Genomic DNA, 12,562 nt, shown 5'->3' on the forward strand with positions numbered 1-12,562 from the left:
GCCCTCACCCTCGCTGTGCTTACTCGCAACTACCCACCCACACCGCATCACCCGTCGCCTGCAGATGCAACGTCTTCCCCTGCACCTCCGCAGTAGCACTACCCGACTGAATCTCTGCCCCGCCCAGCTTGCAGCCCTCCATCCAAGTCATCCCCACCTGCACATCCAGCGTCGCCGGCGCAGCGCTCTCCGCCTTTCCCGCGCGATGAATCGCCACCACCACGCGCTCACCCGACGCACCACACGTCCCCTCCATTGCCTTCCCCGCATCGCGCAGCGTCACCATCCAGTCGTCGTTGCTTGCCAGTACCTGCTCCGCTCCGCAACCCAGCGCATCATGCTTCCGACGAACGGCATCCAGCTTCGCCACCCAGTCAAACGTCGCCTGCTGCACCGGCGTCCTACCGGAAGCTACAAACGCATTCTCCGCGCTTCCCGGAAATCCTCCCGGAAAATCATGCCGATTGTCGGGGTCGCCCCCACCTGACATCGCAATCTCATCCCCCGAATAAATCTGCGCCATGCCGCGCGTCGTCAGCACATACGCCAGCGCCAACTTGAGCGCACCGTCACTTCCCGCCGCCGTCACAAACCTCTCCGTATCGTGGTTCCCAATAAACGGCACCAACCGCTCGGGGTGTGGATACAACGCATCCTCACCCAGCACCTTCGCCAACTCACTGATCGGCGCACCCTTCACAAAAACATCCCGCAACGCAAAGTACGTCGGAAAATCAAACGGCGTATACAGCTCCGTATCAACCCCCGCGCGCGTCACCCCATCGGCAAACGAAGACGTAATCACCGGATCTCCGTTGAACACCTCGCCCACCTCAGTCAAACGCGGAAACAGTTCTTTCAACTCTCCGTTGAACCCATGCCAGAACTCCCGATTCACATAAGGGAACGTATCAATCCGCAAACCATCCGCGCCCGTCTCCTCGATCCACCAAACCGCATTCTGCCGCAGATATTGCGCCACCGCCGGGCTCTCCGTATTCATGTCCGGCAGCGTATTCGCAAACCATCCATCCAGCGTCCCCACCTTGTCGCGCTCCGGCGCATGTGGATTGATCAGCGCCTGAAAGTCCGTCTCCGCCTTCAGATGATCCGCCGCGGTCCCATGAAACCAATCCGGCGCCGGCTCATCCTTCACCCACGGATTCCCCGGGCCAACATGATTCGGCACCGTATCCAGCACCAGCTTCATCCCCCGCGCATGCAACGCCGCCGCCAACGCCTTCAGATCCCCCAGCGTCCCATAGTGCTCGTCCACGCGATACAAATCCGTGGCTCCATACCCGTGATAGCTGGTGTCCTCATGATTCTCATACACCGGTGTCGTCCACACTGTCGTCACACCCAGTTGCTGCAGATATTCCAAATGGTCTTCGATCCCCTTCAGATCGCCGCCGTGCCAACCCCGCGTCTTCGCTCGTTCCGCAAAGGCCGCCGCGCTGTTCTCCGCACTCTTCCCATCGACCCCATCATTCTGCAAATTCCCATCCGCAAACCGATCCGTCATAATCAGGTACATCACATCGCGCGACGAGAATCCCGCAAACCCATCGCCAGCCGGCCTCCGCGCCGCAAACATGTAGCGCGCCTCCGCCTTCTCCCCTCCAGCCTTAGCCGTCAGCGTCACCGTCTCCGCCCCACTCGGCGACGCAGACAGCCACACCTGCGCCCAGTGCCCATTCTCCGACGGCACCACTTTCTCAATTTGCAGCGCGCCATCGCTCAGCGAAAACTTCGCCCCACCCAAACCCTCTCCATGCACCAGCAACATCGGTTTCGGCATCCCCGCCCACCAGTTCGGCGGATCCACTTTGTCGATCGCCAGCCTCCCACCCTGCGCCCTCGCACCAGCTCCTTGCGCTGCCAACGCCACTAGCAGCAGCCCCACACAGCCCTTCAAACCAGCGACCTTCACCCGCGCATCTTTCCCCATACCCAACATCAACCTTCCTGCCTTTCTATCCATAGAGAAAGAAAATGCGCCACGACAGCCTGCATCGTGGCGCATCTCCAGGTTTCAACCAACTAGAACGTCAACCGCGCAGCCAGTTGTAGTTCGCGCTGTGAGTTGCTTTGGGTGCTCGTGATCTTGCCGAAGTTGGCATCCTTGATTCCAGCGTCTGGGTTGGCAAACTGCGGCGTATTGGTCACGTTGAACGCGTCTCCATGCAGCTCGAGAACCATCCGGCCATATAGCTGGAAGTTCTTCTGCAGCGAAAGATCCGCAGAGCGCGTACCCGGTCCATAGACCTGGTCGCGTCCGAGCGTACCGAGCCGTGTAAACACTTGCACTCCGTTCGCCGTCACCGTCGGTGGTGCCGCAAACGCACTCGTATCGAACCACTTTGTGAGTGTCTTCGGATAGCTCAACGGCTTGATCAGGTCCGGACGATCCCCGTCGTTGTTACCGCTTACCGACAGATCGAACGGCGTACCCGTCGATATGCGGCCAATGACGTTGACCTGCCATCCGCCGATCAACAGGTTGGTCGCGTAGTTCACACCACTGCCAAACTTCTGACCGCGGCCAAACGGCAGCTTGTACAGAATCGACGAGCTAAACAATTGCCGCTGATCCTGCAGTGAGTTGCCATAGTCCGCCGCCGGGTCATAGTACAGCGGAGTCGTAGACGAAAGGTTTGAGCCGGGCGAATTGTCCAGCGCATGCGACCAGGCATACGAGGCCGTCACCAGCAGGTTGCTGCCCTGGTGATGCTCGTAGTGGAGCTGCAGGCCGTTATAGTTCGCCATGCCGTTGTAGTTGTTGTACGTGATTGTTCCAAACGTCGGGAAGTTCTGCAGCCCCGTGCCAAATTGGAACAGGTTGTAGTTGTAGTACGTCGACAGATGATCCGACTTGGTTCCCACATACGCAATGTCGAGCACATCACGCGGCGTCAGCTGCTGCTCGAGTTGCAAGTTCCACTCTTGGACGCTCTGGTTCTTGTCGTTGCGGTTCACCGCCAGAGTGCTCAAGCCGGCCGGAGGAGCAGCCGGGTTGAACCCCGGATAGCCCGGCAACGGCAGCGGCGTCGTCTGCTGCGGCGTCTCATTGCAGCCGTAGCTTGGTCCAGGAGCCGGCGTCTGGCCCGTGAACGTTACGCAATAGCCGTTTTGCGCGAGATACGAAAGACTGCCGCCAAACGGAGTCTGCTGTCCCAGCTGGTTGCTGATGCCACCATAATCCGGGAAGTAGAAGATGCCGTAGCCTCCACGGATCACTTCCTTGCCCGTCCCGAGCACGTCGTATGCAAATCCTACGCGCGGAGCGAAATCGGTATGGTCGTTGTTGATGATGCTCCGCGGCACGCCGTTCACTCCCGCCTCCAGCACCTGGCCATACGTCGGACTGTTGGTGTCGATGTCAAATGAGGCCTGCCGGTTGTGCGTCTCGTACGGCCGCGTAATGAGGTCGTAGCGAACACCGAGCTGCACCGTCAGCCGCTGATTTACACGCCATTGGTCCTGCGCAAAGAAGCCATCCTCATAGCTGATGTTGCTGAAGTAGCCGTTCTGCGCTCCAATGCTGTACGAATCCGTGAAGCCTGCCAGCATTTCTGCCGATGGGAATCCCGTAAAGTCGCCGTTGCCGAAGTTGAAGTAGCCCTTACCAGCAATCGGACGGAAGTATTCCATGTTCCGCATGATCCCGGTAGCGCCAAACTTGAAGGAATGGTGCCCCTTCTCCCAATCCACACTGTCGCTGATCTCATACGTGTTCTGAGGAATGGCATACAGCCCGTAATCACCGGTGTAATCCACACCATTGTTGCCGCCGATCAGCGCTCCGCCACTCGTTTCAATATTGCGGTTCGCGTTCACAATGCCAAGGCTGGCCGACAGCGCGTCGCCATAGAACGGCGGCTGGTAGCCAAAGTTATTGCGGTTATACCCAACCAACAGCTGGTTCACCAGCGATGGGGTAAAGATGTGCGTGTATCCCAGGCCATAGGCGCGAGCATGGGTGTAGTCAGAGCCCGTACCAAAACCAGAAGGCAGCGTCCCAAGTTCGGGCGTCTCCGTGGAGGCCGAGTTGTCATAGCTGAAACGCACAAACGCCTGGTCCTTCGACGTCGGCGTCCAGTCAAAACGCACATCAAACGTGTTGTAGTGCGTGAACTGCTGCTTGTGGGTTAGGAAGTTGTTCACTACGCCCGGGCGCGTCGGCGTCGGATAGGCATTGAAATAATTCACACCCGCCACATTTGGCGTTATGCCCGCGTTGGCGAACACGTTGCCAGGAATCGGCTGGCAGTTGACCGGGTTATATAACTGCCCGCCCCCCGCAGGTGTCCCGCCATCATGAATTAGGCAGTACGGTTTGGTGAACTGGCCGTCCACGGAAGGCCCATTGACCGTATCAAAGTTCGGAGAGCTCGCCAGCAGTTCGCTGAAGTCTCCCGTCCGCATCAAAGCCGTCGGAACATTAACAAAGTATGGGTTTTGCGGAAGGACCTCGCGAAACGCCTGGTAGTCTCCAAAACCAAACAGCTTGTTCTTGATGATCGGCCCGCCGATCGAGAAGCCTGGCTGGTTCCGGTTGAACGGAGGATTCGGAGTCGGACCCGCACCCAACAATTGATAGCTGTTTCTCGCATCGAAGTTGCCGCTGCGATAAAACCAAAACGCCGATCCGTGATACTGGTTGGTGCCGCTCTTGATCGAGCTAGCCACAATCGCACCGCCCGCGCGACCATACTCAGCTGCAGCAACGCTCGTGTTGATCCTGAACTCCTGGGTCGCATCAATATTCGGGAAGATCAAAATCGTGTTGACCAGCGAATCGTTATCGTCTAATCCATCCAGCAAGTAGTTATCTGCCTGCGGACGAAGCCCATTCACCGAAAGCGATGCACCACCACTCTCCTGGTTACGGAAGGTTTCCGTGTTGCCGTTTACGCCGCTCGCCGCGTCGCCATAAGCGCCACGCGTCACACCCGGAGCTAGCAGCGCCAGTCCGGTAAAGTTACGACCGTTCAACGGCAGCGCCTGCACCTGCGCCCCACTAATGACCTCGCCCATCGTCGCGCTCGTCGTGTTCACCAGCGGAGCCGCGGTCGTCACTTCGACCGTCTGGCTCACCGATCCGGCCGCCAACTTGAACGTAAGCGTCTGGGTCGTCCCCACCGAAACGTCAAAATTTGCCGTCTGGCTCTGGAACCCCTGCGCCTCCACATCTGCCTTATAGCTGCCGCGCGGAATAGCAAAGATCTGGAATTCGCCCGCATCGTTACTCTTGCCGTTAAGCTTCAACCCGGTCTCAACGTTCGTCACCACGACGCTCGCATTCGGGATGATCGCTCCCGTCGCGTCCGTCACAGTTCCCACGACGCTGCCGTTGTCTGACTGCGCATACGCTCCACGTGTGCCCACAGCCGTAAACAGTGCCAGCAGCATCACGAGGAACCAGCCTGTCCGCCTGCCAGCTATTTTCCTGCCAGCTATTCTCTTGTACTGACTCATATTGCCTCCGAAAGTCCTCCGCACACCCGTTGCCTCATCCTCGGCTGAACAAGTCCTGCTGGAGGTTCGAACGCAACGTTGCGCAAATCCATCCCATCAACGCAATCCTCCCAATTCCCTTTGTCTCTCAATTTTTCATCTCCTGATAAGTCGCAAATTATCAACCGTTTGACTGGCGCACATCATCTAATCGAACAAGTGGTAAATTCGAGAAGACGAGGATTTGGACTGCAATGACGGGCCAGGATATTAACGCGCGGCTCAGTTTTGGGCTCTACGAGATTGATGTGCACACCGGCGAGCTCTGGAAGGCTGGCTTCCGCATCAAGCTGCAGGGCCAACCCTTCAAAGTCCTCACCATCCTTCTCGAGAAACCCGGTCAGGTCGTTACCCGGGAAGAACTGCAGACCCGCCTCTGGGGCAAAGACACGGTCGTCGACTTCGACCACTCCCTCGGCACCGCCATCAATAAAATCCGCGAAGCCCTCGGCGACTCAGCCGAGAACCCCCGCTTCATCGAGACCCTCGCTCGACGCGGCTACCGCTTCATCGCCCCCGTGGGCGTCATCGAGCCAGCAGCCGTTCTCGACCCCGGCACCAATCTCGACCTCACCGCCAACGGCCGTCCCACCACCCGCCTCACCGTAGCGCCCCTTCCCCTTCCAACCGATAGCGCTGCCGCTACCACCCTTACCCCTCCCACGCCCGTCAGCGTCGCCCCGGTCGCGCGCGCTCCCGGGATCTCCCGGCTCCTTCTTTGGTCCCTCATTGCGATCACCCTCTGTGCGGCCGGCGCCATCGGCTACTACACCGCGTCCTCCCATACCGTCGCCGACCCACCCCACATTGTGCAGATCACCCACAACGGTCATCTCGCCCCCAGCGTCGACACCATGGAAAACCTCGCCGCCGCCGCAACCGATGGCGTCCATCTCTACGCCTCCACCATCGACGGTGGCCACTCCGTTCTCTCCACCATCTCCATCTCCGGCGGCCTCGTCGAGCCCCTCAATATTCCCTCCGAAGTCGCCAGCCCCGCCCTCGGCGACATCTCCCCCGACGGCTCCCGACTCCTCCTCCGCGATCACCTCTCGCCCGAGTCCGAGCAGCCCCTCTGGATCGTCCCCACCACCGGCGGCTCAGCCCTTCGTGTCGGCGATGTCCTCGCCCACGACGCCACCTGGATGCCGAACAACGGTGGCATCCTCTACGCCAACGGCACCAACCTCTACCTTTCGACCATCACCAGCAGCACCCCGCAGCTCTACGCCTCGCTCCCCGGCCGCGCCTTCTGGCTCCGCTGGGAACCCAACGGCAAGCTCCTACGCTTCACCATCCTCGATCCCGTCTCCCACACCCTCTCAATCTGGCAGATCACCCCCACCGATCGCACCCCGCACCGCATCCTCGCCGACTTCAATCAACCCGCCGCCGAGTGCTGCGGCGTCTGGACCGCCAACGGCCGCACCTTCGTCTTCCAGTCCTCCAAGGGCGGCAATAATGATCTCTGGCAACTCTCCGGCCTCTCCACCACCAATCCCACCCGCCTCACCGACGGCCCGCTTGAGTTCGAATCCCCCGTCGCCGCCCGCTCCGGCAACCGCATCTTCTTTATGGGAGCCGACTCCCGCTCCGAGCTCGAATCCGTCTCCCCCACCGGTCAGCTCGTTCCTGTCAAAGGCTTCCTATCCAACGCCGCGCGCGTCGACTACACCCGCGACGGTAAGTGGGTCGTCTGGACCGACACCGACACTCATCTCTGGCGCGCCCGCTCCGACGGCACCGAAAAGCTCCAGGTCACCCCCGACACCCTGACCCCCTTCCTCGCCCGCTGGTCCCCCGACGGCTCCCACATCGCGGTAATGGCCCGCGAAGCCGGCAAGGCCTGGCAGATCTACATCACCAGCGCCAACGGCGGCGATTTCACCCCACTCCTCCACCAAACCCGCAACGCCGCCGACCCCTCCTGGTCCCCCGACGGCAAGTCCATCGCCTTCGGTGGCACCAACGACGCCATGGGCAAAGACAACGCCACGCGCACCCTCGACACCGTAGACGTCGCCACCGGCGCCCTCCAGGAAATCCCCAATTCCACCGGCCTCTTCAGTCCCCGCTGGTCACCCGACGGCCGTTACATTGCCGCCCTCACCGGCGACCAACGCCAGGTCCGCCTCTACACCGTCGCCACCCGCACCTGGACGACCCTTGCCGTCCCCTCAGGCGCCGACCCCGTCTGGTCCCCCGACAGCCACTATCTCTTCCTCCATGCCTCCCTCGATCCCGCCCAGCCCATCGATCGCGTCACCATCCCCGACGGCCACGTAGACGAGATCGTTCGCCTGGCAGACTCGCGTGAGCACGATGCAGTCGACTATGTCTTCGGCGGCCTCGACCAGAACAACCGTCCCCTCATCCGAGCCCGCATCTTCACCGGAAACTTCTATTCCCTCGACCTAAAGTAGCTCTGCAACAACCCAGCCGCCCTTACATTTGCACTTGCACTTGCATTTGCACTTGCATTTGCACTTGCATTTGCATTGCCGTTGCACTTGCACTTGTCTTTCTGGCTGTCATTCCGAGCGCAGCGAGGAACCTGCTTCTCGCGCGAAGCGCGCCCGTTCCTATAGCCGGGGGGCGAAATCCAGCGCGCAATACCTTTTCCACACACAAGCAGCTCCACGCTCAGTCGCCCATCCGCTTAACTCATTCCACAAAACATCTCATTTAAAAGTTCTTAGCTGTTGAATTAGAAATGAGCTACGTTGGGCGATCTCTGCATTGCGATGAAGCAGAAAAACCTATTCTCTCTACAACTATGCTCGCCCTTCGCCTCGCTCCGACCCGGCCTCGCTCCCTCTCCGTCTGCGTTCTCTGCGCCACCTTAGCCTCCCCTCTCTTCGCGCAGGCCCCCGCCGCTCTTCCGTCCTCCGCCCACACCCCCACCGGTCTCCAACTCTCCGACAGCACCCTGACCCTCCGCGTAGACGCCCTCCGCTCAGACGTCCTCCGCGTCCGCCTCTACCCCAACAACCACCCCGCCGAAGACGCCTCCTGGGCCGTCCTCCCCGCCTCCCGCACGGCCAGCATCGCCGTCACTCCCGAGCCCGCCGGATTCAGCACCGCCGACCTCCGCGTCGCCGTCGCCCCCGACCTCCGTCTCACCATCTCCGACCTCGCTGGCCACGTCCTCCAATCCGACGCCCTCCCAATCTCCTGGACGCCCCAAGGCTTCACCGTCACCAAGACCAAGTCCGACGTCGACCACTTCTTCGGTCTCGGAGACAAGCCCGGCCCTCTCGACCGCGCCGGTGAAGCCTTCACCATGTGGAACTCTGACAGCTTCGGCTTTCAGGAATCCACCGACCCCATCTACAAGTCCATCCCCTTCTTCCTCGAAATGCACGATAGCCGCACCCTCGGCATCCTCCTCGACAACACCTATCGCACCTTCTTCGACTTCGGCCGAAAGAACACCGCCCAATACACCTTCTCCGCCCCAGCCGGCCCACTCGACTACTACATCCTCTACGGTCCCGAGCCCAAACACGTCATCGAAACTTACGCCTGGCTCACCGGCCCCACCCCGCTCCCTCCCCTCTGGTCTCTCGGCTACCAGCAGTCGCGCTACAGCTACACCCCGCGCTCTGAAGTAGAAGACGTAGCCGCCCACCTCCGCCGCGACAAGATCCCCGCCGACGGCATCTGGCTCGACATCGACTACCAATACAAATACCGCCCCTTCACCGTCGACCCCGTCACCTTCCCCGACTTCCCCGGCCTCATCCACAATCTAGCCGCCCAGCACTTCCACGCCATCCTCATCGCCGACCTCCACATCGCCGACGCTCCCAATCAGAATTACCCCGCCTACGACAGCGGCGTCGCCACCGATCAATTCGTCAAACAAAACGGCAAGACCTACGTAGGCGACGTCTGGCCCGGCCCCTCCGTCTTCCCCGACTTCACGCGAGCTACCACCCGCACCTGGTTCGCCTCTCTCTACAAAGACTTCGTCAACGACGGAGCCGCCGGCTTCTGGGACGACATGAACGAACCCGCCGTCTTCACCTACCCCTCCAAGACCATGCCCGACGACGTAGTCCACCGCATAAGCGGTGAAGAGGCCGAAGGCTTCGCCCCCCGCCTCGCCTTCCACACCGAGATCCATAACATCTACGGCATGGAAAACTCCCGCGCCACCCAGGAAGGCCTCCTCACCCTTCAGCCGAACCTCCGCCCCTTCGTTCTCACCCGCGCCACCTACGCCGGAGGCCAGCGTTACGCCGCCACCTGGACCGGCGACAATCTCGCCACCTGGAACCACCTCCGCATGACCACCCCGCAACTCCTCAACCTCGGCCTCAGCGGCTTCTCCCTCTCCGGTGCCGACGTAGGCGGCTTCGGCGGCAGCCCCTCCCCCGACCTCCTCACCAGGTGGCTCATGCTAGCCGCCTTCCAACCCATCGACCGCGACCACGCCGCGAAAGGCACCCGCCCCCACGAGCCCTGGGCCGACGGCCCTGAACAAGAAACAATCCGCCGCCATTACATCGAAGAGCGCTACCGCCTGCTTCCCTACCTCTACACCACCGCCGAAGAAACCTCCCGCAACGGCATCCCCATCATCCGCCCTCTCTTCCTCGAGGCCCCACATGCGACCGCCGACGACCACCCTCTCGACAACGACGCCCCAGGCGAGTTCTTCTTCGGCCCCTCCCTCCTCGTCGCCGCCTCCCCGCTACCCGACGACGTTGCACCCTACGAAGTCCATCTTCCCCCCGGTGTCTGGTACGACTACTGGACCGGCGCCAGGCTCGACCGCCGCGAAACCCTCATCTCCCGCGATCTGGAGCTTCGTAACCCCACCGCCACCGGCAAGTCACAACTCCCACCCCTCATGGTTCATCCCGCCCTCGGCGATCTACCCGTCTACGTCCACGCCGGCGCCATCATCCCCATGCAACCGCTCGTGCAATCCACCGAAGAAAAGCCCAACGGCCCCTTAACCCTCCGCGTCTACGCACCCGCAGACACGTCCACCCCCTGCACTGGCGACCTCTACACCGACGACGGTGCGACCTTCGATTTCCGCCACGGCGCCTACCTCCGCCTTCACCTAACCTGCACCATCTCCGTCGACGGCGCCCTCACCCTCAACATCCCCGCCCGCGAAGGCGACTTCCACCCCTGGTGGACCCAGTTCCGCATCGAAGCGATCGGCTTCACCCCTCACACCGCACAGGCGTCCACCAACGGCCACACCACACCTCTCGACCACACCGACGTCGGCTATGCCGTCACCGTTCCCGACACCGGCCGCCCGCAGACAATCGTCCTTCACTGACCCCGCGCAAGCCAGAACGCCTCAAAACGATTACTCTTAAATCGAACACACACGCGCACTCTGCACGAAGGAGTTCTTCTTGGCCGTTCCAATCCGCAACGTAAGCTCCCCAGGTTACTCTGACGACCTGCAAATGAAAACCGACACGCGCGCCATGAGCGTAGCCACAGCCCTCTTCTTCATGGTCGGCTTCCTCACCTGCCTCAACGATATCGTCAGCCCCCACCTGAAATCGATCTTTGCACTCGACTACGCCCAGACCCAGTCCATCCCCTTCTTCTTCTTCTCCTCCTATTTCGTCTTCAGCTATCCCGCAGGCAAAATCGTCGAACGCTTTGGCTACAAAAAGTCCATGGTCGTCGGCCTCTTCGTCATGGCCCTCGGCGCCTTAGGCTTCCTTCCCGCCGCGCACCTCGCCACCTTCGCGCTCTTCCTAGCCGCCCTTGTCATCCTCGCCGCAGGCATGACCGTCGTACAGGTTGCGATCAACCCCTACGTCACCGTCATCGGTCCCGCCGCTACCGCCTCCAGCCGCCTCAATCTCGCGCAGGCCTTCAACTCCGTCGGCACCTTCATCGCCCCCTTCATCGGTACCTACCTGATTCTCCGCAACACAATGGCGCCGGCAACCAGGGAGCAACTCCTGGCCATGACAGCCGTCCAGCGTCAGGCCTACCGCGTCCTGCAAGCCTCCACCGTTCAAACGCCCTACCTCATCATCACCATCGGCTTGGTGCTCCTCGCTCTCGCCCTCGCCGCAATCAAGCTCAAGCCTCAAACCGGACACACCGACCTCACCCAGGACTTCCGCCCCGGCGCCTTCGCCGAAGCCCTCTCCGCGCCCAGCAGCATCTGGAAACACAAATGGGTGATCTTCGGCGCCCTCGGCATCTTCACCTACGTCGGCGCCGAAGTCAGCATCGGCAACCTCCTCGTCAATTACATGGGCCTTCCCCAGATAGCAGGCCTGCGCGAGTCCATCGCTGGCTACTTCCTCATGTGCTACTGGGGCGGCGCTATGCTTGGCCGCTTCGTCGGCTCTGCCGTCCTGCAGAGAGTCCGCACCGGCCCGGTTCTCACGGTCGCCGCCATCGGCGCCTTCACCCTGGTCGTCATCTCGCTCCTCACCCATGGCCACCTAGCCATGATCGCCATGCTGGCAGTCGGCTTCTGCAACTCCATCATGTTCCCCTCAATCTTCACTCTCGGTATCCAGGACCTCGGCCCGCTCACCAGCAAGGGCTCCAGCATCCTCATAGGCGCCATCCTCGGCGGAGCCATCGTCCCCAAGCTGCAGGGCATCGTCGCCGACCACATCGGCCTGCACCGCTCCTTCTTCATTCCCGCCATCTGTTACATCTACATCGCGGCATTTGCCTTCGCAGCCATCAAGCGTCCCCCGGCCCGCGACTCGCTACTCCCCGTAGAACCCGTCTAACACCACTCCCTCTTCCACACAAACACAGCCTGCTGCTTCGATATCACTCGAAGCAACAGGCTGTCATTCATGCGCTCCCCAAACTCTGACCTCTTCCTTGTCGTTACCCTTGCCGTTGCTCTTGCCCTTGCCTCTGCCGTTGCTCTTGCCTTTCTGGCTGTCATTCCGCAGCGCAGCGAAGGAATCTGCTTCTCTACCACCAACGCCAGTCATCTCGACGGAACCCTGAGCGCAGTCGAAGGGGAGTGGAGAGACCCCTGCATTTGCTCTCGCCCGTACACTTCACCCTCACTACTCAC

5 protein-coding genes are annotated in these 12,562 nt (G+C 61.1%); 3 read left to right on the top strand and 2 right to left on the bottom strand.

Translation table 11 applies throughout. The annotated features are described in order from the left end of the window. Positions 1-19: 19 nt before the first annotated feature. Complete coding sequence (locus GSQ80_RS03090) at positions 20-1,960, bottom strand: alpha-amylase family glycosyl hydrolase (RefSeq protein WP_254059403.1); 1,941 nt, start codon at positions 1,958-1,960, stop codon at positions 20-22. 83 nt (positions 1,961-2,043) lie between these two features. After that, positions 2,044-5,481: a TonB-dependent receptor gene (locus GSQ80_RS03095; protein WP_158786029.1), complete on the bottom strand. Its 3,438-nt coding sequence runs from the start codon at positions 5,479-5,481 to the stop codon at positions 2,044-2,046. Positions 5,482-5,714: 233 nt separating this feature from the next. Between GSQ80_RS03095 and GSQ80_RS03100 the strand changes: the two genes are divergently transcribed. From GSQ80_RS03100 to GSQ80_RS03110, 3 genes are all read left to right on the top strand, one after another. Beyond that, positions 5,715-7,943 carry a winged helix-turn-helix domain-containing protein gene (locus GSQ80_RS03100; protein ID WP_158786030.1) on the top strand — a complete coding sequence of 743 codons (2,229 nt, stop codon included), beginning with the start codon at positions 5,715-5,717 and terminating at the stop codon, positions 7,941-7,943. 353 nt (positions 7,944-8,296) lie between these two features. Beyond that, positions 8,297-10,825 (top strand): TIM-barrel domain-containing protein, encoded by a 2,529-nt coding sequence (locus GSQ80_RS03105; protein WP_158786031.1) that lies wholly within the window; start codon positions 8,297-8,299, stop codon positions 10,823-10,825. Between the two features lie 133 nt (positions 10,826-10,958). Next, on the top strand, positions 10,959-12,263 hold the full coding sequence (locus GSQ80_RS03110; protein WP_174241293.1) for a sugar MFS transporter: 1,305 nt from the start codon (positions 10,959-10,961) through the stop codon (positions 12,261-12,263). The last annotated feature ends 299 nt before the right edge of the window (positions 12,264-12,562 follow it).

The sequence above is a fragment of the Granulicella sp. L46 genome, assembly GCF_009765785.1.
Classification (GTDB): Bacteria; Acidobacteriota; Terriglobia; order Terriglobales; family Acidobacteriaceae; genus Granulicella.

Bases quoted from the DNA above. Each gene is read 5' to 3' on its own strand.
- GSQ80_RS03090 (WP_254059403.1), bottom strand. From the start codon at position 1,960: ATGTTGGGTATGGGGAAAGATGCGCGGGTGAAGGTCGCTGGTTTGAAG.
- GSQ80_RS03095 (WP_158786029.1), bottom strand. From the start codon at position 5,481: ATGAGTCAGTACAAGAGAATAGCTGGCAGGAAAATAGCTGGCAGGCGG.
- GSQ80_RS03100 (WP_158786030.1), top strand. From the start codon at position 5,715: ATGACGGGCCAGGATATTAACGCGCGGCTCAGTTTTGGGCTCTACGAG.
- GSQ80_RS03105 (WP_158786031.1), top strand. From the start codon at position 8,297: ATGCTCGCCCTTCGCCTCGCTCCGACCCGGCCTCGCTCCCTCTCCGTC.
- GSQ80_RS03110 (WP_174241293.1), top strand. From the start codon at position 10,959: ATGAAAACCGACACGCGCGCCATGAGCGTAGCCACAGCCCTCTTCTTC.